The organism is Corallococcus sp. AB038B, from assembly GCF_003668955.1.
Taxonomy (GTDB): Bacteria; Myxococcota; Myxococcia; order Myxococcales; family Myxococcaceae; genus Corallococcus; species Corallococcus exiguus.
In genome coordinates, this window is record NZ_RAWO01000001.1 from 1,888,079 (window position 1) to 1,908,845 (window position 20,767).

Genomic DNA, 20,767 nt, shown 5'->3' on the forward strand with positions numbered 1-20,767 from the left:
CCGCTGGCGTGACGCATCTGATACAGCGGGCGGCACACGGGAGGACGCATGGCGCGCAAGCAACGGACGCCCAGGTGGCTGGAGGCCGCGAGGCGCAGGGGACCGGAGACCCCGGCGGGCCCGGGCACGGACTGGCTGGCGCGAGCGTTGGGCCGGGCCGGCGTGCTGCCCCGGACCGAGGCCGAGCAGGCAATAAGCGACGGCCGCGTGGAGGTGGACGGCCGCGTGGAGCGGGAGCCGTTCGCGCCGGTGGGGCAGGGGATGCGGGTGCGCGTGGACGGCGTGGAGCGCGCGCTGACGCGCCAGGTGCGGGCGCTGATGTTCCACAAGCCCTCGGGGCCGGTGGTGCACGGGTCGGATCCCGAAGGCGTGGGCACTGTCTTCGAAAGGCTGCGCGCGGTGCTGCCGCCGGAGCTTCAAGGCTTCGAGTGGTACGCGGTGGGGCGGTTGGATCGGGACACCACGGGGCTCTTGCTCTTCACCAACGACGAGCGGCTGGTGCGGCACGCGACGGCGCCGGAGACGCACCTGTCCAAGCGGTACGTGGCGCGCGTGGAGGGGCAGCCCCCGGAGGCGGCGCTGACGAGGCTGCGAGAGGGATTGACGCTGGAGGACGGTCCCACGCGCCCGGCGGAAGCCATGCTCCGTGCCCCTGACGTGGTGGCGCTCACGCTCACGGAAGGACGGCACCATCAGGTGAAGCGGATGCTCGCGGCGGTGGGGCACCCGGTGCTCACGCTGCACCGTGAGTCGGTGGGGCAGGTGGTGCTGGACGTGGCGGAAGGAGCGTGGCGCGAGCTGACGGACGCGGAGGTGGCGGAGGGGTTGGGGTTCCAGCCCGGTGCGGACTAGAAGCCGATGTTCTTGAGCCGCTCTCTCGCCTTCGCTGGGTTCGCCAGGTTCTTGGGGGACATCAGCATGTAGCGGTCGTGGGCCCTCTTGGCCTTGGCCTTGTTGCCGACCAGGGTGTAGGCGGTCTCCAGACCCAGCCAGGCTCGCCGGATGCCGGGATCCTTCCAGGTGACGGCCTCCAGGAGCATCACGGCCTCCCTGTGGTCCTTGGACGTGCCCGGCTTGAGCTTGATGAGCGTCAGGCCCAGCTCGAGCTTCACCTCGACCGAGCCCGGCTTCATGGCCAGCGCGTTCCGGTAGGTGGCGACGGCTTCCGGGTACTTCTCGTCGCGGAAGGCCGTGAGGCCGGTCTCCATCATGTCGGCGAAGGTCTCCGGCTTCACGATGCGGCCGGAGGCCGACGAGAGGGCTTTCGCATCGTCCAGGATGCGCACCACCTTCGCGCGGCTGGGATGCGTATCCGGGGCGTACTCCAGGAAGCGCTGGTAGTGCGTCACGCTGGTGCGGCTGTCATTGAGTCGCGTGTACAGCATCCCCAGCAGGAGCTGGCATTCCGCTTCCTGGGAGAACTGCTTCGCGCACTGGTGCGCCAGATCCACGGCGTCCTGGATCGCTCCCTGCTGCACGCGCGCCTGGACGCGGTCCTGGTAGTTGGCCAGCGACAGGGGCGCTTCCGGGAGCGGTGCCACCGTGAGGGGCGCGCTGCCTATCGTCTGGGGGACCGCGGAAGGCCGTGCATCATTGGGAAGGGTTTGAACCGTGCTGGAGGGACGCTCGATGGGGCTCGCGGCTCCAAGGGGCTCCGGCGGCACGGCGGAGGAGAAGAACCACAGGACGCTGGCCCCGAGCGCCACGCCCGTGGTGCTCAATCCCAGCATCCACTTGCGCGATGTCGCGGGGGCGAGCGCGGCCGGGGCCTCCTCCTCCACGATTTCGACGCTGGAGGATTCGGGGAGGGGAATCCTGCCGGTATGGAGCAGCGGCCTGGGCTGCGGGGGCTTCTTCGCGAGTGCCGGTTCCTGCTCGCGCCACGACTCCAGCTCCTGCTGGAAGGAGTCCGGGACGGACAGCTCGCGGCCATGCGACAGCAGGTCTTCACGAAACAACATCCGCAGCAGATGCGCGAGGCTCAGCGAGGAGACACGCGGGTGGTTCGCGTACAGGAATCCAGCGAGTGCCTCCGCGAAGGCATGGCTGGATTCGAAGCGCTGGGACAGGTCCGGATGCAGTGCCTTGAGGAGGATGCGCTGGAGTGCCGCCGGAAGGTCCGGCCGTGACTCGCTCGGCGATGGAAGCTCGCCGCGAGCGATGCGCATCATCACGACCGCGGGCGGTCCCTCCAGGGGAAGCTTCCCGCAGAGCAATTCATGGAGCACGACGCCGGTGGCCCAGACGTCCGTGCGTGCATCCACTTCCTCTCCGCGCGCCTGTTCCGGAGAGAAGAAGAGGTACTTGCCCTTCACCACGCCGGGCTCGGTCTTGAGGTCCCGGATGAGCTGCGCCTTGGCGATGCCGAAGTCGACGATCTTGACCTGGCCCTCGTAGCTGATGAGCACGTTGTCCGGGGAGATGTCCCGGTGGACGATGCTCAATGGCTGGCCACTGCTGTCCGTGCGTGAGTGCGCGTAGTGCAGCCCCCGGCACATCTCCATCGCGATGAAGACAGCGATGGGAACGGGCAGGGTGCCCATACCGCTCTTCATCGCGCGCTTGAGGAAGCGGTGGAGCGGCTGGCCGTCCACGAACTCCATGGCGAGGAAGTACCCACCGTCCACCCGGCCGAAGTCGAAGACCTGGGCGACATTGCCATGGGACAGCGTGGCGGAGATGCGCGCCTCGCTGATGAACATGGAGATGAAGGCTTCGTCGTTGGCGTACTCGGGGAGGACCTTCTTGATGAGGACGGGCTTGGTGACGCCCGCGTCGCCTACGAGCTGGGCGCGCCACGTCTCCGCCATGCCGCCCTGGCCCAGCCAGGACACCAGTTCATACCGTCCGAAGGTGTCGCCGGGTTGGAGTGCCATGGGTCGGGCATCTTAAGCGCGGACGCGCCGGAAGATGACAATGAATGACGGCAGTGCGTCCCTCAGCGTTTGAGCGCCAGGCTGACGCGCTCCCGTTGGGAATGGGTCCGTGGGGCCAGCGACAGGAATGCGAGGTAGTGCTCGCGGCTCTCCTTGATCTTGTTGCTGCGCCGGTAGGTATCCCCCAGGACCAGGTGGCAGTCCGCCTGACGGGCGTCGAGCACGACGCACAGGGTCGCGGGGCCGAGCGCGGAGGCGCCGCTGGCTGAATGGGATTGGGCGGCCGCTTGCCGGGAGAATTCCTTGACCCACTCGCGATCACTGCGGACCACGGTGCCCGATGCCCGCGAGCCGTTTCCGGGCGGCGGCTCCAGCAGGGCCAGCAGTTCGTCTGGAGCGGGATTGAAGCTCCAGCTGTCGAACAATGCGATGAGGCGGTTGCGCTGGAGGTCCCCTTCCGGAGTGAGCCGCACGAACTGTTGGAAGTGGTGCGCGCTGGCCTGCTCGTTCCAGAGCCGGGCCTGGATCACGCCCAGGAACAGATGGCATTGGGCTGCATCGGGATGCCGAGCCACGCAGTCACTGGCGAAGACCCGTGCGGTGTTGAAGTCCTTCTGCTTGATGAAGCCACGCGCCTGCTCCAGGAAATCGTCGACAGTGGCCGGCTGGGGCTTCGCTGCGGCCGCCGTGGCGCTGTCTGGAGGGGGCGGGGGTTTCGTGGGAGTGGGCGGTGCTTCGGCCGTGGCGGGAGGCGCCATTCGCACGGGCGGAGGGACGTTCGTAACCGAGTTCGAGAAGGGTTGAGGCTCCGGGGCGTCCGCGTTCGACAGGAACCACCAGGATGCGCCCAAGCCCAGCACGACCGCCGCGGCCAGTGCGAAGAGGGACTGGCGCGATAGCTCTTGGAAGAGGGCGGGCGCCTGCGGTCCGGGAGGTTCGGACTCGATGCGCACGGAGGGCCGTTCGCCATGCGCCTTGGGCTCCGTGGACAGGGGGGCCCGCCAGGTACTCATCTCCTCCAGGAATGTACGAGGCACTGGCAGCGTGCGGCCTTCCTGCTTCAGATCTCCCTTGAAGAGGGAGCGCAGCAGGTGGGCGATGGTCATCGCGTTGAAGCGCGGGAAGTTCGAATAGAGGAACTCCGCCAGCGCATCGCCGAACTCCAGGCTGGACTCGAAGCGCATCTCCCGGGTGGGCGCGAGGGCCCGGAGGAGGAGTTCATTCAATGCGTCAGGCAGGTCTGGCCTCAAGACCTTGGGCGCCGCGAACTCTCCGCGCCCGATCCGCAGCATCACCGCGGGGGGCGGGCCCTCCACGGGCATCCGGCCGCAGAGCAATTCATAGAGCACGACGCCGGTGGCCCAGACGTCGGTGCGCGCATCCACGTCCTCTCCGCGCGCCTGCTCCGGGGAGAAAAAGAGGTACTTGCCCTTCACCACGCCGGGCGCCGTCTTGAAGCCGCGCAGCAGCTGCGCCTTGGCGATGCCGAAGTCGACGATCTTGACCTGACCCTCGTAGCTGACGAGCACGTTGTCCGGGGAGATGTCCCGGTGGACGATGCCCAACGGCTGTCCGCTGCTGTTCGTGCGCGTGTGCGCGTAATGCAGCCCCCGGCACATCTCCATGGCGATGAAGACGGCGATGGGAACGGGCAGGGCGCCCATGCCGCTCTTCGCCGCGCGCTTGAGCACGCGGTGCAGCGGCTGGCCGTCCACGAACTCCATGGCCAGGAAGTACTCGCCATCCACCCGGCCGAAATCGAAGACCTGGGCGACGTTGCCGTGGGACAGCGTGGCGGAGATGCGCGCCTCGCTGATGAACATGGCGATGAAGGCTTCGTCGTTGGCGTACTCGGGAAGTACTTTCTTGATGAGGACCGGCTTGGTGACGCCCGCGTCGCCCACCAGTTGGGCGCGCCACGTCTCCGCCATGCCGCCCCGGCCCAGCCAGGACACCAGTTCATATCGCCCGAAGGTGTCGCCTGCCTGGAGTGCCATGGATGGGGGGCCTGAGTTCAGCTGAGGAGGACGGAGAGTGCAGACAGTTTTATGGGAAGTTGTTCTTCAGGATCTCGATGACACGGTCTCTCTTGGGATAGCCGTCAGGAGTCAGCGTCACGAATGTCTCATAATGTTGTTCGCTCTTCTTGCGCTCGTTGAGCTTGGCGTAGAGCACGCCAAGCATGAGGTGGCATTCAGGAATCTTGGGGTCGCCGTTCACGCAGGCTTGTGCCACCTCCAAGGCGTCGTGGATGCGGCCTTGCTTGTTGAGGTCGTTGACGGTGATCTGTATCTCGTTGATGTTTTTCGAGAAGGTGGAGGGGCTTGTCGGGCGGGAAACTTGGGACGGGGACGGTTGCTTTGGGCTTACGTCGGAATCCGTGTTGGTGTTGGCGAGTTTTGCTTGAGTGATGCGGAGGGCGTTCTGGCAGCTTGGATTCTCGGGGTAGGTTTCAATGCAGCGCCTGGCTTCGGCATGCGCTTCGTCGAGCCTGTTGTCCGCCAAGGAGTGGTGGATGAAGAGCAGCGTCGTCTTGACCTCTGAGGCTTCTTTTTCCAGGGCGGCAGTCGGCTTGTCAGCTTTGGTGGCCTGAGCTGTCGGTTCAGGGCCTTCCTGCTTGTTGGTGGACTGGCCGCGATGGGCTTCGGCGACTGCATAAGGTTGCTGGATGGGCGTGGGAGGTGGAGCCCCCTCGGTGGTCGTTGGCGAGTGCGCATCCAAGAGGGCCCACAGGCTTACGCCCACGACCAGCAGTCCTCCCGCACTCAGCCCGTAGAGCAGCGGGCGTGAGGGTCCAGGAGGCGCCACGATGGACACAGGCGGAGTCGGCGCTGTTACAGGCGGGCTGGCTGCCCGGAGGCGCCGGGTCTGGCGCCCTGTCGAGGGCAGCGGTGTCACCGGCTCCTCCGGCAGGGTCTGCTGTCGCCAGGACTTCAGCTCCTCCAAGAAGGAGCCCGGGACGGACATCTCCCGGCCCTCCTGCGCCAGGTCCCCCCGGAACAGCACGCGCAACAGGTGCGCGATGGTCATGGCGGAGAAGCGCGGGAAGTTCGAATACAGGAACCCCGCCAGTGCATCCCCGAAGGCGTGGCTGGATTCAAAACGCTGCTCCCGGTCCGGGGTCAGCGCCTTCATCACGATGTCGTTGAGTTCCTGCGGCAGGTCCGGCCGGAGCACGCTCGGCGCGGGAACCTCCCCTCGCGCCACGCGCATCATCACCACGTGCGGTGGCCCCTCCACCGGCAGCTTCCCGCAGAGCAATTCATAGAGCACGACGCCGGTGGCCCAGACATCCGTGCGCGCGTCCACGTCCTCACCGCGCGCCTGCTCCGGAGAGAAGAAGAGGTACTTGCCCTTCACTACGCCGGGCGCCGTCTTGAAGCCCCGGATGAGCTGCGCCTTGGCGATGCCGAAGTCGACGATCTTGACCTGGCCCTCGTAGCCCAGCAGCACGTTGTCCGGAGAGATGTCCCGGTGGACGATGCCCAGCGGCCGGCCGCTGCTGTCCATTCGCGTGTGCGCGTAGTGCAGGCCCCGGCACATCTCCATCGCGATGAAGACCGCGACAGGAACAGGCAGGGCACCCAGGTCGCTCTTCAACGCACGCTTGAGGACGCGGTGGAGTGGCTGGCCATCCACGAACTCCATGGCCAGGAAGTACTCGCCATCCACCCGGCCGAAGTCGAAGACCTGGGCGACGTTGCCATGGGACAGCGTGGCGGAGATGCGCGCCTCGCTGATGAACATGGAGATGAAGGCTTCGTCGTTGGCGTACTCGGGCAGGACCTTCTTGATGAGCACGGGCTTCGTCACGCCCGCGTCGCCTACCAATTGGGCGCGCCACGTCTCCGCCATGCCGCCCCGGCCCAGCCAGGAGACCAACTCATACCGCCCGAAGACGTCGCCCGCTTGCAGTGCCATGGGGCGGACATTCTAAACCCAGATTCCAGGGAGGACAGAATCGAGACTGTCTTTCTCCTGCTCGGCCGCTTGGGATGTCGGCGAGTGGAAAGGCGGAGCGCTCAACCCGCGTTGCCGGTCTTTCCCAGCATCTCGACGACCTTCGCCCGGCGCGGGTGGTCCGCGGGTGCGAGCTTCAGGAAGGTCTCGTAGTGCTGCGTGCTCTCCCGGGGATGGTTGAGCTTCGCGTGGACGGCCCCCAGCATGAGGTAGCACTCCGGCATGTCTGGGTTGTTCGCCGCGCAGTCGTTGGCCGCTTCCAGGGCCGCGTCGTAGTCCTTGCTCTGCATCAGGCCGGAGACCTTCTGCTGGACCTCCTGCTGCTTCGTCTTCACGAGCGAGGAGACCTTCTGCTGCACTTCCTGCCGCTTGGAATCGAGCAGTCCGAAGACTCCCTTCTTGGGCGCGGGCTCGCTCTCCGGAACGGCGGGGGGCGGCTCCTGGACGGCGCTGGCCGCGACGACCGTGGGCTGCTCGACGACCGGAGCTGGCGTTGGCTCCTCGGCCTGGACGTGTTGGGTCGCGCGGACGGGCTTGGACGACTTGCGGGTGGGATGCGCGGGCCGCGTGGCTTCTGGCTCGGCCGGACTTGTGTCCGGAACCTCCGCCGGAACCTCCGCAACGAGCTCCGGCTCCTGCACCGGACTCGGGGCGGGCGGTTCGGGTTCGACCTTCGGGGCGGGGGCTTCGACCGCCACCGTCTGGGGCACGGGCTGCGCGACGGGCTGCGGCGAACGCGAGCCCACGAGGAACCAGAGACAGGCCCCTGCCACGGCCAGGCCTCCTGCCGCGCTCGCGCCGTAGAGCACCCTGCGCGAAGGACCTGTCGGAACCGTGGGCGCATCCGGCTGCGTCGTCTCCGTGGGCGGAGGCTTCGCGACGGCGCGCACCATCCGCCGGGTCTGGACCTGCTCCGGCGGTGGAGCATCCAGGATTTTCGCCAGCGAGGGCTCGCCCCACTTCCTCGCCTCGTCATGGAAGGTCTTGGGCACGGACAGCTCGCGGCCCTCGTGCGTCAGGTCCGCGCGGAACAGCACCCGCAGCAGGCTCGCGAGGCTCAGCGAGGAGAAGCGCGGATAGTGGGCATGGAGGAACTCCGCCAGCGCATCCCCGAAGGCATGGCTGGATTCGAAGCGCTGCTCACGGTCCGGAGCCAGCGCCTGCATCACCAGCGCATTCAGCTCCTTGGGCAGGTTCGGCCGGAGCGTCGTGGGCGCGGGAATCTGCCCCTCGGCGATCTTCATCATCACCGTCTGGGGTGGCCCTTCCACCGGAAGCTTCGCGCACAGCAACTCGTACAGCACGACCCCCGTGGCCCAGACGTCCGTGCGTGCATCGACTTCCTCTCCACGCGCCTGCTCCGGAGAGAAGAAGAGGTACTTGCCCTTCACCACGCCGGGCTCCGTCTTGAAGCCGCGCAGCAGCTGCGCCTTCGCGATACCGAAGTCGACGATCTTGACCTGGCCCTCGTAGCTGACGAGCACGTTGTCCGGAGAGATGTCGCGGTGGACGATGCCCAGCGGCTGGCCGCTGCCGTCCGTGCGCGAGTGCGCGTAGTGCAAGCCCCGGCACATCTCCATCGCGATGAAGACCGCCACGGGGATGGGCAGCGAGCCCAGGCCTGCCTTCTTCGCGCGCTTGATCACCTTGTCGAGCGGCTTGCCGTCGACGAACTCCATGGCGAGGAAGTACTCGTCCTCCACCTGCCCGAAGTCGAAGACCTGCGCGACGTTGCCATGGGACAGCGTGGCGGAGATGCGCGCCTCGCTGATGAACATGGAGATGAAGGCCTCGTCGTCCGCGTACTCCGGAAGGACCTTCTTGATCAGCACGGACTTGGTGACGCCCGCCGCACCCACCAACTGGGCGCGCCACGTCTCCGCCATGCCGCCCCGGCCCAGCCAGGACACCAACTCATACCGTCCGAAGGTATCTCCGGCTTGCAGTTCCATATGGGGCGCGCATCCTATACGGAACCCTGAAAAGCCCGAATGAAGGCCCCCTGCCTGCTGGGCTCGCGAGCAGTCCCTCCCGCAGACGGCGTGAAGCCGGATGGGCTCTCAGGGGGCGGTCGCCCGCAGCTCGACGAGCTTCTGCACGACATCGGGACGTCGCGGATGATTCGCGGGCGCGTACGCCATGAAGCGCTCATAGCTTCGCGTGCTCTCCGAGGCCTGATTCATCTTCGCCAGGACGTCACCCTGTAACAGGTAACAGTCCGGCTCCCGGGGCAGCCGCGCCACGCATTGGTTGGCTGCGTCGAGCGCTTCCTTCAGGTGGCCTCGCGTCAGGTGCATCAGGACGGCGCTTCGGGAGGACTCCAGCTCCGCCTCGTTGGCGGGCGTCTGCGCCTGGGGCTTGCGCTGCAGCAAGGCCGCCAGTCGATCCGTCACGGCGCTCCGCCGGAGATCGGTGGGGGAGGCGTACTGCAGGAAGGCCTGGTAGTGGCTCACGCTCTTGTCGATGGAACGGAGCCGTTCATAGGTGAGGCCCGCCGCCAGCCGGCAGTCCACGTTGTCAGGCACCGCGTCCACGCAGGTCTGGACCAGCTTCGCGGCCCGCGTCAGCTCCTTGCTGTTCCTGCTCAGGCGATACACGTCATCGAGCAGGCTGCGCACCCGGGGCTCACTCCAAGCAAGGGCTGCTGGGGGCGGGGACGGGGGAGGAGTCGGAGGCGGCTCCAGCGTCACTCCTGCATCCGTGCCCACGGGTGCAGGTGCTGGATCCGACACCGTCGCCACCACGGGCGTTACGGGGGAGCTTTCTCCCTGCGTGACTTCTGGCACGCGGCGGACCTGCGTCCACCAGATGCCGCCACCCAGCGCGAGCAGCGCCGAGCTCCCCACCGCGAGCCCCACCCACGGCAGGCGGGAGCGGCGGACTGGCGCAATCTCAGCCGTGGGCGTGGCTGGCGCCTCCTCTTCCTGGGACTCGCGCGTGCGGACGACCGGCGCGGGGGACGGACGGGGCGTCTTGATGGCCCGGAGGTGGGGGACCGTGGGGACCTGGTCTGGCGTCACGGGGTTCCGCCACGCCTTGAGCTCCTCCAGGAAGTCGTCGGGAACCGCCAGCTCCCGGCCTTCGTTCAGCAGGTCTCCCCGGAACAGCACGCGCAGCAGGTGCGCGAGGCTCAACGACGAGAAGCGGGGATGATTCGCATACAGGAACCCCGCCAGCGCATCCCCGAACGCGTGACTGGTGGCGAAGCGCTGCGCCGGATCCGGACTCAGCGCCTGGAGGACGATGCGGTTGAGCGCTTCCGGCAGGTCCGGCCGCAGCTGGCTCAACGGTGGAATCTCGCCGTGAGCAATCTTCATCATCACGACATGCGGCGGACCATCCACGGGCAACCGGCCGCACAGCAACTCATACAGCACCACGCCCGTGGCCCAGACGTCCGTGCGCGCATCCACGTCCTCTCCGCGCGCCTGCTCTGGAGAGAAGAAGAGGTACTTGCCCTTCACGACTCCCGGCGCGGTCTTGAAGCCGCGCAGCAACTGCGCCTTGGCGATGCCGAAGTCGACGATCTTGACCTGGCCCTCGTAGCTGACGAGCACGTTGTCCGGAGAGATGTCGCGGTGGACGATGCCCAGCGGCTTGCCGCTGCTGTCCGTGCGCGAGTGCGCGTAGTGCAGGCCCCGGCACATCTCCATCGCGATGAAGACCGCCACGGGAATCGGCAGGGCGGGCAGCCCGCTGCGCATCGCGCGCTTGAGCACCTTGTCGAGCGGCTTGCCGTCGACGAACTCCATGGCGAGGAAGTACTCGCCCTCCACCTGCCCGAAGTCGAAGACCTGGGCGACGTTGCCGTGGGACAGCGTGGCGGAGATGCGCGCCTCGCTGATGAACATGGAGATGAAGGCCTCGTCGTCCGCGTACTCCGGAAGGACCTTCTTGATCAGCACGGACTTGGTGACGCCCGCCGCGCCCACCAACTGGGCATGCCACGTCTCCGCCATGCCGCCCCGGCCCAGCCAGGACACCAGCTCATACCTTCCGAAGGTGTCCCCCGCGTCGAGCGTCATGGGCCGTCTACCTTAGCCCCAGAATCCCAGGAGCACCGAATAGACGTCTTCGCGTCTGTCCAACCCTGTGTGTAGGTTGGAACCTCACCCCGGTCAGGGCGACGGCTGCGCGGCCCCGGCGGCGAGCGTGACGTACAGGCGGCCCAGCTCGGTCAGCTCACCAGAGGCGCCCAGCAGGTTGATGGAGGGGATTTCATTGTTGCGGCCGGAGAACCACGCGTAGCGCTCGATGGAGGGCTCCGTCTCCAGATAGCCAATGGCATCCACCATGTACTTCTTCTGCACGTCCACGGTGATTTCGTTGTGCGGCCGGTCGCCGCACGCGAACTCCGTCAGCCAGAGCGGCTTGTTGTACTTCTTGAACTGCCCCACGTACCACTTGAGCGCGCTCAGGTCGCACGCGTACCAGTGGATGGCAATGGCATCCACCTGACAGTTCGCGCAGGCCTTGAAGAAGGCATCCAGGTACACCACCGGATCGGTGAAGGTAACGCCGTCCTCCGTCACGCAGTCGCCGCAGTAGTTCACCGCCGGGGACACCAGCTTGAGTCCCTTGCGGCGGGCCACCTCCTCCAGCACGGGCCAGAGCGCCGCGGCCTGGCGGGGCGTCTTGTTCGCCTGTGACTTGAAGTTGGGCTCGTTGAATCCCAGCAGGACCTGCGCGCCCGCCGGAATCTCCGACTCCAGCTGGGCCACCGTGGGCGTGCCGCCCCAGGCCATGGGCACGAAGGAGACCTTCTCCGAGACGTAGACGCTGGCCGCGCCGCTCTCCGGCTTGGGCGACCAGTTGTACCACCAGCTCATCCCCGGGGAGAGCGCCTTCAGGTCCTCCGCCGAGTGATAGCCATACCCGAGGCCCCGCTTCGCGCTCTTCGTCACGCCGGGCGTCTGATCATCTGGCTTGGAGGGCTCCCCGGCCGCGGGGTCGCACGCCACGAGCGGCGACAGCAGGACGGCCAGGGACAGCGCGACGGGGATCCGGAGGGAGGGGCGCATGGCCAGGGACTCTACGCCCGGGCGTCGGGTGGGCGTCGAGCCCTGGCGTCACGCGGCCTTCACGTCACGGCGCCAGCCGGGGCCACGAGGCGGGGCTCTCCCACGTCGCGCCACCACGGCGTCACACCCTCCACGCGCGAGGGCTCCAGGCTCCGGCCCAGGCCCGGCGTGAAGAGGCGCACCTGCTGCTCCGTGGCCAGCTTCACCAGCGTCTCCACGGGCTCGTCCCACGCATGCAGCGCCAGGTTGAAGGTGCCCCAGTGCACCGGCATCAGCGTGCCGCCGCCCAACATGGCGTGCGCCTTGAGCGCGTTCTCCGGGCCCAGGTGGATGCTGCCCCAACTCGGGTGGAACGCGCCCACCTCCATCATCACCAGGTCAAAGGGGCCACATCGCCGGCCAATCTCCTCGAACTCCGTGGTGAGGCCGGTGTCGCCGCTGAAGAACAGCCGGTGCTTGTCCGTGGTGAGCACCCACGACGCCCACAGCGTCTTGTTGCGGTCGCCCAGGCCGCGGCCGGAGAAGTGCTGCGAGGGCGTCGCGCGGAAGGCCAGCGGGCCCACGCGGTGCTCCTCCCACCAGTCCAGCTCGGTGATGAGTTCCGGCGCCACGCCGAAGGACTCCAGGTGGCGCCCCACGCCCAGCGCGGTGACGAAGGGCACCCGCCGCTTCGCCAGCGCCCGGATGGTGCTCCGGCACAGGTGGTCGAAGTGGTCGTGCGACACCAGCACCGTGTCCAGGTCCGGCAGCGCTTCCAGCGCGACGGGCGTGGCGTGGAAGCGCTTGGGGCCCGCGAAGGACACGGGAGAGACGCGGTCGCCGAAGACGGGGTCGGTCAGCACGCGCGCCCCGTCCACCTCCAGCAGCATCGTGCTGTGGCCCAGCCAGGTGACGCGCAGGCCGGTGTCCGGCGCGCGGGTCCAGGCGCCGCGCGGATCATCCACCGGCAGCGGCGCGGGCGGCGTGCGCTGCGTACCGCCGAAGAAGTATTCGCCCAGGAGGGGCAGCGGGCTCCCCTGGATGCCGGCCCCCACGGGGGCGGTGTTGCGGAAGCCGTGACCCTCGAACTGACGGGAGGCCCGGCTGCGTTCGAGGCGGAGTCCCGCGCTGCGCGCGCTGTCGCTGACGGTGGGCATGAGAAGGTGTCTAACACCCACGCCTCCGCCGGGCACGGCCACCCGCCTGGAGACCGGGCGGGGAGGCTCCATGCGCCTACTGTGCGTCTTCCGGCGCCACGCAGGCGTGGCTGAGCTGGGTGGACCAGAGCTGGGCGTTCAGCGTGTCGTCATAGGCGCTGAAGTAGACGCGGTTGCCCTGACGGAAGAACTCGTGTGGGTAGGAGGAGGCCTGCGCGTCGATGTTCTTGAGGAGGCGCGTGCCGGCCACCGTGCCGTTGCTCACCCAGGGCTCGATGCCCGTCGCATCATCATACGCGCTGAAGAAGACCAGGTTGTCCGCCACCGCGTACACCGGTGAGCCGTACTCGTCCGACAGGCTCAGCGGCCGTCGCAGCAGCGTGGTGCCCCCGGCGGTGCCGTTCGTCACCCACAGCTGCGTGTCGCGCGGCGCGGGGCCGTTGCTGCCGATGGTCACGGAGAAGTACAGCTTCGTTCCGCCCGGCGCCTGGCTCACGGCATTGATGAAGGGGAGCGCGTCGCCCTGCGACGTGTAGTCGTTGGGCAGGGTGACGACGGGCTCCGGGTTCCCGCCCGCCAGGGGCACGCGGTAGATGACCATGTACTGGGTGCTGTAGGACGTCGTCGTGACGTACGCGTACGCGCCCAGCGAGCCCAGCACGTCCACCGCGCGCGTGGGGCCGAAGGACGCCAGCCGCAGGGTGCCGCCCGCCGTGCCATCCGTCTTCCACAGCTCCGTCAGGCCGCTGCTTTCACTCAGCCGGAAGAGCGTGAGCGCGCCGGAGGTGCGCACGTCGTTGGGGTAGGTGTCGGGGCCCGCGTCCAGCCGCTTCACCTGCACGGTGCCGGCGGCGGTGCCATCCGTCCGCCACAGGGAGGTGGCGCCTTCCAGCTCACGCACGAAGAACAGCAGCGCGTTGCCCTGCTTCGCGTCCAGGTAGCTCACGTCCACGCTGGTGCCGAAGTCGCGCAGGCGCACCGTGCCCGCGGCGGTGCCATCCGACTTCCACAGCTCGTAGCGCGTGGTGAAGACAGTGGCGTCGTACGTCTCCTTGAAGAAGACCAGCGTGGAGCCGGCCGCCGTCAGGTGCGTCAGGTACGAGTCCTCCGGGCCCGGCGTCACGTCCTTCACCAGCCGGGTGCCGGCCGTCGTCCCGTCGCTCACCCACAGCTCGCTGCCGTGTGCCGCGTCCGGCGCCTGGAAGAAGAGCTGTGTCGGGGTGGCGGTGAGCTGTGACAGCAGTGACCCACTGCCCGTCGCCGGGAAGCCCTTCACCTGCGTGGTGCCCGCGTCCGTGCCGGTGCTCCGCCACAGGCCGCGGCGGCCATCTTCGTAGTTCACCGCGAAGTGCAGCGTGCCCTTGAAGTCCACGAAGCCGCCCGGCCCCATCGCGAAGCGCGGGATGCCAATCTCCGAAGGGGGGAGGATGGTCTTCACCCGCTGGGTGCCCGCGGCGGTGGGAAGGCAGAGGCCCTCCGCTGTCACTTCTGGGGCTGAGGTAGGCTCCTGTGCGAGTCCGGCCTCCGTCTGCTCCTCGGGGAGCGCCCCGCCGCAGCCCACCCCCACCACCAGCAAGGACAACACCCACCCGCCGCGCCAACCCATGCCACACCCCTTCAATAAGGCCTGGGAGGGAGGGTGTGTCGCGCAAGGGGTTGCGCCAAGTGCCCCCGGGTCGTGACGTGCTCGCTTGCCTGGACCGACGCGGTGTACGGCGGGGCCCCGCACGGCGTGGTCGGTATACTGCGCGGCCTCATGAAGACGGACACGTTGAAGGCGCAGCTCAAGCGCACGTTGCGGCGCGACCTGTGGATCGCCGTCGCTCCCGCGACGCTGCTCATCGCGGTGGCGTTCGCGGTGACGTTCTATTTCGTCAAGCCCGCGCCGCCCAAGACCCTGGTGATGGCGTTGGCGCCGGAAGAGGGCGGCTTCAACTACATGGCGAAGCGCTACCAGAAGTTCCTCGCGCAGCACGGGGTGACGCTGGAGCTGCGCAACACGAAGGGCTCCGTGGGCAGCGTGGCGCTGCTCAGCGCGGAGGACAGCGGGGTGGACATCGCCTTCGCGCAGAGCGGCACCACCGGTGGCAAGGGCCAGGAGGTGCCGGAGCACGTGGCGTCGCTGGGGAGCCTCTCCTACGTACCGCTGTGGGTCTTCTACCGGGGCGAGCCCGTGGACGACGTGCGCGGCCTCGCTGGCAAGCGCATCGCGGTGGGGCCCGAGGAGAGCGGCACGCGCGCGCTGGCGATGACGCTGCTCCAGGCGAACAAGGTGGACACGGCGCCCACGGAGTTGCTGCCGTTGGACAGGGACGCGGCCATCGACGCGCTGACGCAGGGCAAGGTGGACGCGGTGTTCCTGGTGTCGATGGCGGAGTCGCCGCGCATCCAGAAGCTGGCCGCGGTGAAGGACGTGCGCCTCTTGAGCTTCAATCGCGCGGAGGCGTACACGCGCCGCTATCCGTACCTGTCACGCCACGTGCTGCCGCGGGGCGTGTTCGACTTCGCCAAGGACGTGCCGGACCAGGACGTGGTGCTGCTTTCTCCCAACGCGCTGCTGCTGGCGAAGGACACGCTGCACCCGGCGCTCGCATACCTGCTGATGCGCGCGGCCAGCGAGATTCACGGCTCGGCGGGCATCCTGGACAAGACAGGCGAGTTCCCCGCGCCGCTCGCGGCGGGCTTCGCGCTGAGCAGCGAGGCGAAGCGCTACTACGCGTCGGGCGTTCCGCTGCTGCAGCGCTACCTGCCCTTCTGGGCGGCGAACCTGGTGGACCGGCTGTGGGTGATGCTGGTGCCCATCATCGCGGTGGTGGTGCCGCTGGGGCGCGCGGTGCCCGCGGTGTTCCTGTGGCGGGTCCGCTCACGCATCCACCGGTGGTACGCGCGGCTGAAGGAGATTGAAATCCAGCTGGAGGAGGACCCGGACCAGGAGATGCTCCAGGCCATGCTCAAGCGGTTGGAGGAAGCCGAGCGCGAGGTGAACCGCATCGCGGTGCCCATCGCCTACGCGGAGAACCTGTACTTCTTCCGCGAGCACGTGGACGTCGTGCGCCGCCGGCTCACCCGCAGGCTCGCGGGCGCGCCCGAGCACAAGGACGGGCACCCGTTGCAGATGCCGGCGTGACGCGCTGAGCGGTGCGTGGCGGCCCGGGTCTGGGGCCGCCCGTGAGAGGCTTCAGGGGGCGATGCCGAGCAGCTCGCGGATCTGCCGGGCCATGGCGATCTCCGACTCGTGCACGTGACCGTCGCCGGCGATGAGCGTGTGGACGGCGTCGAGCACGGCCCTGGGGTCCTCGCGCAGGATGCCCAGGTTCGGCGGCGGGAGCGGATGGCCCTCCTGGAGGCAGCGGGTGAGGGTGCTGAGCTCCGTCAGGGGCACGCTGAAACCGCGCGCGGTGTCGATGATGGAATCAATCTCCTCGCGGGTGACGCGGTCGTCGCTGGTGGCCACCTGGAGCAGGAGCTTGATGACCTCGATATGGAACTGGGCTTCAGGGGGCAGCGGGGCGGCCATGTGGGTTGCGTCCTCCAAGGATGTCCAGGCTGACCTGCCAGGGGGGGAGCCGTCCAGCCCGGCGGCGTCGCCCCGTCAGCGAGCGGAAAGGCGCTTCCGACAGACCTGTCATACCTCTTTGGAGGGATGGGCCCTGTTTCAGCCCTCGTAATACTTGATGGGTATTGCAAACGGGGGTTGTACCCATGGGCAAGGCGCGGAAGTTCCTGTCGCATGAGCAGGCGTTGGTCGCGGAGCTGAAGGAAGCGTTGGGCAACGCCCGGACGCTGGAGGACGTCTACGAGGCCCTCTCCCGGGCGCTCCTCTCGCTCTGTGAGGCGGACCACCTGGCGGTGGGCTGCGCGAATCCGGATGGGACGGCGGGGGTGCAGTGGAAGACGGACACCGTCCACCCCCTCCTCAAGGATTACGCGGAATGGGTGCAGGAGGACTTCGTCTTCCGCGCCACGGTGGTGCAGCCCAACATGGTGCTCAGCGACGTCCAGATGCTGCGGGGGAAGCCGCTGGTGGAGACGGAGACCTTCCGGCGCAGCCAGGGCGCGGGGCTGAAGCTCAAGCGCGTGCTGGCGTCACTCCTCTTTACGGAGCAGGACCTGAAGGGCGGCGTCGCGATGTACCGGGAATCCTCCCGGCCCTTCACGCTCCGGGCGCAGTGGTTCCTGCAGCAGATCATCCCGTACATCTCCCGGGCGGTGGCGCGGCTCCAGGAGCTCTACGCCGTCCGCTTCGAGCGGGACCTGCTGAAGGCCATCGCGATGGGCGCGAACCCGGTGCTGGTGCTCAACAGCCTGGGGCGGAAGGTGGCGGACACGGGGCCGGCCATTCCGCTGCTGGAGCAGTGGTTCGCGCCCCACGAGCTCAGCGACGGGGTTCCCCGCGCCTGGGCGGAGCGGGTGAGGGCGTTGTCCCGCTTCGATGTCGCGGTGGATCCACGGCTGGAGTCCCTCACGCTGGAGCGCGGCGCGGACCGGCTGGACGTGACGTTCAGTCCCTCCGCCGTCAGCTGGGGGGGCCGCAACCTGTGGCAGGTGCGGATGCACGAGCGGGTCCACTGGCTGCGTCCGGACTGGAAGGAGAAGCTCACCGCCCAGGAGTCACGCGTGGCGGACTGTCTTCACGAGGGGCTGGCGAACAAGGAGATCTCCTCCCGGTTGGGGTGCTCCGTGGAGACGGTGAAGGTCCACATCAAGTCGCTGTTCGAGAAGACCGGCATCCACAGCCGCGGGGAGTTCGTCGCCAAGGGCCGCCGCGGGTAGGCGGCCAGCCTCAGGCGGAGCGCCGTCCGAGCTGCTTCCGGGGGAAGGCCATCAGCATCCGGCGCTGGGGGGACATCAGGAGGCGCAGCGGCATCGCCGGCGTCGGACGCGGCTGCTGGGGGGCCAGCTGCATCGGCCTGGCGGACGGGGACGGAGCGTGCGCGCCCCCGAGCAGCTCGCGCAGCTGACGCTGCATCTCCAGGCCCGACGCGTTCGTCCGGCTGCCACGGAGGAGCATCTGGATGGCCTGGAGGACGGCGGCGGGCGCCGTGCGCAGCATGCCCAGGTTCGGCGGGGGCAGGGGCCAGCCCTCGTGGACGCACCGGCCGAGGATGGTGATGTCCAACTCGGCCACGCCCAGCGCCCGGGCCGTGGAGACCACCTGGGCGAACTCCACCGGGTCCACGTCGCTGTCCCGGGTGATGAACTGGAACAGCATCTTGACGACCTCGACGTTCAGCTTCGCTTCCGGAGGCGCCGAGGGGGTCGTCCGGGTCTCCGCGGTGATGGACAGGAGCGACGCCTCGGCGTGCCGCGCCTGCTGCTCCAGGCCGCCACCGGTCGCGCTGCCCAGGACCTCATCCACCATGTTCATCAAGTCGTTCATGCGACTACCCCCCCACTTCCTGTGCTTCGTACACAGCAATGCGCTGCGGGTTTCAAAGGAGATTTGTTGAAAGGAATTAATCGTGGATCGCCTCCAGGGCGATTTCCGTTAGCGATTCCCCTCTGGGCGCGAGAGTGAGACGGCCGTTGCTGAAGCACCCGGGCGGGCTGTGAATCCAACCCCCCAGGACGGCGCTTTTCGTCCGGTAAACGGAAAAGACTTTCCAAAAGCAGGAGTGTCTGTCCAATCCCTGGAGGGCTTTCCAGGAACTGGAGCATGTCTGTCCAATCCCTGGATGGCTTTTCCCTCTGGCGCGGCCCGTTCACGTCCTCTCAAGGCGTGAGAAGTTGAACAGGGCAGCGTTCAGAGCGCGCGGGCGAAGAAGTCGCGCAGGTGGCGGGCGTAGCCTTCGGGGTCCTTCTGGGCGTACTCGCCATGGGCGGCTTGGGGCACCAGCCACTGCTCGCGGGGCTCGCAGGCGGCGCGGTAGAGGCGGCCGTCCAGCTTCTGGGGGCCGTCCGGGTCGCTGCCGCCGTTGATGAGCAGCAGCGGCCGGCCTTCCAGGCGGCACATGCCGTCCACGGGGCGCACGGCGTCCACGTCGATGCCGGAACGGCGCAGCCCCCACAGCACCGCCCAGGTGCTCAGGCCGTAGTGGGAGCCCATGTCCCCCGCCAGGTCCGGGAACGCTCCCGCCGCCGCCACCGCCTTCACCCTCGCGTCCTCCTGCGCCACCAGCAGGGCCGCCGTCCCGCCCATGGAAAATCCAAACAGGCCCACGCGGCCCGGGGTGACGTCCGGCCGGGCCCGCACGAAGGCCAGGGCCGCGCGCACGTCCTCGCGCTCGCTGTCGCCCCAACCAATCGTGTCGCCTTCGCTTTCGCCCTGGCCGTGCAGGTCGAAGAGCAGGACGCCGTGCCCCGCTTCCGACAGCACCCGGGCTTCGAAGAGGAGCCGCGTGCGGTTGTCCGCGAAGCCATGCACCAGCACCACCGCCGTCCCGTCGCGCGACGGGACGTACCACCCCTGGAGCTTCCGCCCCGCGGCCTCGAAGGACACGTCCTCCAGGCCCGGCAGCGCGTCCGGGCCCGAGGGCCGCGTCACGGGGACGCGCGCCGGGTGCAACATCGCCTGGGCCGTGCGAAGGCCTCGCGCCGCCGTGAAGCCGCCCGTACCCAGCGCGCCCAGGGCGAGCCCCAGCGCGGCGATGCGACCCCAGCGGACGCGGTACGGCTTCGTGGACACGGTCAGCTCCGGACGGGCCCGCTCCCGGCGCGCCAGCGCTCGACGAGGTTCGTCACGGCGGTCCCCCAGTCGGGATATTCGAAGGTGAATCCCGCGTCCAGCAGCCGGCCAGGCACCACGCGGCGGCTCTTGAGCAGCAGCTCCGTGTCCGTGCGCATGAAGAACGCGCCCACCTCCAGCATCCACTTCGCCGCTGGCAGCCCCACGCTCACGTGCGCCGCCTCACGCAGCTTCGCCATCAGCTCGCGCTGGGGCAGGGGATTCGGCGCGGCCAGGTTCACCGGCCCGTCCAGGTCGTCGCGCTCCAGCAGCAGCTGCACCGCGCGCACGAAGTCCTGGCCGTGGATCCACGACACGTACTGCCGGCCGCTGCCCGCGGGGCCACCCAGCCCCCGGCGCGTCAGGCCCAGGAGCACGTCGAAGATGCCCTCCTTGTCCGGGCTCATCACCATCGCCGTGCGCAGCGCCACCTTGCGTGTGTGGGGCGTGTTGGCTTCCGCCAGTGTGCGCTCCCATGCCTGCGCGATGTCGATGCTGCGCTTCCAGTACGCGGGCACGCCCGGCTCGTCTCCGCCAATGAGCCCGGTGGCCTCGTCGTTGGGCGCGTCCATCCGGTGCGCGTACAGCGTCGCGGTGCTCATCTGCAGCCACACGCGCGGCGGCTTCGCGGCCTGCTGGATGGCCTGGCCCACCACCCGCGTGGAGTCCACCCGCGAGTCCATCATCTGGCGCAGGTTCTCCTCCGAGTAGCGGCAGTTCACGCTGCGTCCCGCCAGGTTGATGACCGCGTCGGCGCCATCCACCTCCTTCGCCCAATCACCCAGGGTGCGTCCATCCCAGGACACCGTGCGCGCCTCACCCCGGCCTCCCCGGCTGATGAGGACGACGTCATCCCCTCGCGCGGTGAACGCCCGCGCCAGCAGGGCGCCCACCTGTCCCGTGCCACCCGGAATCACGACCTTCATGGACGAAACCCCCTCATGGATTGCGACACCCGGAGGCATAGCGCGCACCCCGTCCGGGCCGCCCGGCTCCCGGAAATGGGCCCCCAGGCCGTCCTGGTGCCGTCGATGAGCCCCGCTTTTCCCCGGCTCCGGAGCCCGGTGGTGGGGCATTTCCCGGGATGTCCCGGGTCGGGCGGAAGAAACC

Annotated in this window: 15 protein-coding genes; 3 read left to right on the plus strand and 12 right to left on the minus strand. The window is 68.4% G+C overall.

Annotated elements, in window-relative coordinates; all coding sequences use genetic code 11:
- Positions 1–48: 48 nt before the first annotated feature.
- Positions 49–852 (plus strand): pseudouridine synthase, encoded by an 804-nt coding sequence (locus D7Y04_RS07885; protein ID WP_121758803.1) that lies wholly within the window; start codon positions 49–51, stop codon positions 850–852.
- On the opposite strand, the gene D7Y04_RS07890 is transcribed toward D7Y04_RS07885, so the two are convergent.
- The 8 genes from D7Y04_RS07890 to D7Y04_RS07925 all read right to left on the minus strand — a co-directional run bounded on the left by D7Y04_RS07890 (position 849) and on the right by D7Y04_RS07925 (position 14,599).
- The gene (locus D7Y04_RS07890) at positions 849–2,876 is read right to left on the minus strand and encodes a serine/threonine-protein kinase (protein WP_121758804.1); all 2,028 of its coding nucleotides are present in this window, start codon (positions 2,874–2,876) and stop codon (positions 849–851) included. The genes D7Y04_RS07885 and D7Y04_RS07890 overlap by 4 nt on opposite strands.
- A 62-nt stretch (positions 2,877–2,938) precedes the next feature.
- On the minus strand, positions 2,939–4,873 hold the full coding sequence (locus tag D7Y04_RS07895; RefSeq protein ID WP_121758805.1) for a serine/threonine-protein kinase: 1,935 nt from the start codon (positions 4,871–4,873) through the stop codon (positions 2,939–2,941).
- 49 nt (positions 4,874–4,922) lie between these two features.
- Positions 4,923–6,797: a serine/threonine-protein kinase gene (locus D7Y04_RS07900; protein WP_121758806.1), complete on the minus strand. Its 1,875-nt coding sequence runs from the start codon at positions 6,795–6,797 to the stop codon at positions 4,923–4,925.
- 101 nt (positions 6,798–6,898) lie between these two features.
- Positions 6,899–8,788: a serine/threonine protein kinase gene (locus D7Y04_RS07905; RefSeq protein ID WP_121758807.1), complete on the minus strand. Its 1,890-nt coding sequence runs from the start codon at positions 8,786–8,788 to the stop codon at positions 6,899–6,901.
- Between the two features lie 108 nt (positions 8,789–8,896).
- Positions 8,897–10,861, minus strand: a complete 1,965-nt coding sequence (locus tag D7Y04_RS07910; RefSeq protein WP_121758808.1) for a serine/threonine-protein kinase — start codon at positions 10,859–10,861, stop codon at positions 8,897–8,899.
- 93 nt (positions 10,862–10,954) lie between these two features.
- Entirely contained in the window at positions 10,955–11,857 is a 903-nt protein-coding gene (locus tag D7Y04_RS07915; protein WP_121758809.1) for a glycoside hydrolase family protein, read from the minus strand.
- A gap of 59 nt (positions 11,858–11,916) precedes the next feature.
- Positions 11,917–12,993, minus strand: coding sequence for an MBL fold metallo-hydrolase (locus D7Y04_RS07920; protein WP_121758810.1), 1,077 nt, complete (start codon positions 12,991–12,993; stop codon positions 11,917–11,919).
- Between the two features lie 76 nt (positions 12,994–13,069).
- On the minus strand, positions 13,070–14,599 hold the full coding sequence (locus tag D7Y04_RS07925; RefSeq protein WP_121758811.1) for an ELWxxDGT repeat protein: 1,530 nt from the start codon (positions 14,597–14,599) through the stop codon (positions 13,070–13,072).
- A 150-nt stretch (positions 14,600–14,749) separates the two neighbouring features.
- On the opposite strand from D7Y04_RS07925, the gene D7Y04_RS07930 reads away from it, so the two are divergent.
- Positions 14,750–16,120 (plus strand): TAXI family TRAP transporter solute-binding subunit, encoded by a 1,371-nt coding sequence (locus tag D7Y04_RS07930; RefSeq protein WP_121758812.1) that lies wholly within the window; start codon positions 14,750–14,752, stop codon positions 16,118–16,120.
- A gap of 51 nt (positions 16,121–16,171) precedes the next feature.
- Here D7Y04_RS07930 and D7Y04_RS07935 read toward each other — a convergent pair whose 3' ends face one another.
- Entirely contained in the window at positions 16,172–16,510 is a 339-nt protein-coding gene (locus D7Y04_RS07935; protein WP_169822413.1) for a TerB family tellurite resistance protein, read from the minus strand.
- A 185-nt stretch (positions 16,511–16,695) separates the two neighbouring features.
- Here D7Y04_RS07935 and D7Y04_RS07940 point away from each other — a divergent pair, with 185 nt between their 5' ends.
- Positions 16,696–17,766, plus strand: a complete 1,071-nt coding sequence (locus tag D7Y04_RS07940; RefSeq protein ID WP_121758813.1) for a helix-turn-helix transcriptional regulator — start codon at positions 16,696–16,698, stop codon at positions 17,764–17,766.
- A gap of 10 nt (positions 17,767–17,776) precedes the next feature.
- On the opposite strand, the gene D7Y04_RS07945 is transcribed toward D7Y04_RS07940, so the two are convergent.
- The 3 genes from D7Y04_RS07945 to D7Y04_RS07955 all read right to left on the minus strand — a co-directional run bounded on the left by D7Y04_RS07945 (position 17,777) and on the right by D7Y04_RS07955 (position 20,583).
- Positions 17,777–18,373 carry a hypothetical protein gene (locus D7Y04_RS07945; RefSeq protein ID WP_121758814.1) on the minus strand — a complete coding sequence of 199 codons (597 nt, stop codon included), beginning with the start codon at positions 18,371–18,373 and terminating at the stop codon, positions 17,777–17,779.
- 363 nt (positions 18,374–18,736) lie between these two features.
- On the minus strand, positions 18,737–19,618 hold the full coding sequence (locus D7Y04_RS07950; RefSeq protein WP_121758815.1) for an alpha/beta hydrolase: 882 nt from the start codon (positions 19,616–19,618) through the stop codon (positions 18,737–18,739).
- 2 nt (positions 19,619–19,620) lie between these two features.
- Complete coding sequence (locus D7Y04_RS07955; protein WP_121758816.1) at positions 19,621–20,583, minus strand: TIGR01777 family oxidoreductase; 963 nt, start codon at positions 20,581–20,583, stop codon at positions 19,621–19,623.
- Positions 20,584–20,767: the final 184 nt, after the last annotated feature.

Coding starts and splice junctions, on each gene's coding strand:
- D7Y04_RS07885 (WP_121758803.1), top strand. CDS start 49: ATGGCGCGCAAGCAACGGACGCCCAGGTGGCTGGAGGCCGCGAGGCGC.
- D7Y04_RS07890 (WP_121758804.1), bottom strand. CDS start 2,876: ATGGCACTCCAACCCGGCGACACCTTCGGACGGTATGAACTGGTGTCC.
- D7Y04_RS07895 (WP_121758805.1), bottom strand. CDS start 4,873: ATGGCACTCCAGGCAGGCGACACCTTCGGGCGATATGAACTGGTGTCC.
- D7Y04_RS07900 (WP_121758806.1), bottom strand. CDS start 6,797: ATGGCACTGCAAGCGGGCGACGTCTTCGGGCGGTATGAGTTGGTCTCC.
- D7Y04_RS07905 (WP_121758807.1), bottom strand. CDS start 8,788: ATGGAACTGCAAGCCGGAGATACCTTCGGACGGTATGAGTTGGTGTCC.
- D7Y04_RS07910 (WP_121758808.1), bottom strand. CDS start 10,861: ATGACGCTCGACGCGGGGGACACCTTCGGAAGGTATGAGCTGGTGTCC.
- D7Y04_RS07915 (WP_121758809.1), bottom strand. CDS start 11,857: ATGCGCCCCTCCCTCCGGATCCCCGTCGCGCTGTCCCTGGCCGTCCTG.
- D7Y04_RS07920 (WP_121758810.1), bottom strand. CDS start 12,993: ATGCCCACCGTCAGCGACAGCGCGCGCAGCGCGGGACTCCGCCTCGAA.
- D7Y04_RS07925 (WP_121758811.1), bottom strand. CDS start 14,599: ATGGGTTGGCGCGGCGGGTGGGTGTTGTCCTTGCTGGTGGTGGGGGTG.
- D7Y04_RS07930 (WP_121758812.1), top strand. CDS start 14,750: ATGAAGACGGACACGTTGAAGGCGCAGCTCAAGCGCACGTTGCGGCGC.
- D7Y04_RS07935 (WP_169822413.1), bottom strand. CDS start 16,510: ATGGCCGCCCCGCTGCCCCCTGAAGCCCAGTTCCATATCGAGGTCATC.
- D7Y04_RS07940 (WP_121758813.1), top strand. CDS start 16,696: ATGGGCAAGGCGCGGAAGTTCCTGTCGCATGAGCAGGCGTTGGTCGCG.
- D7Y04_RS07945 (WP_121758814.1), bottom strand. CDS start 18,373: ATGAACGACTTGATGAACATGGTGGATGAGGTCCTGGGCAGCGCGACC.
- D7Y04_RS07955 (WP_121758816.1), bottom strand. CDS start 20,583: ATGAAGGTCGTGATTCCGGGTGGCACGGGACAGGTGGGCGCCCTGCTG.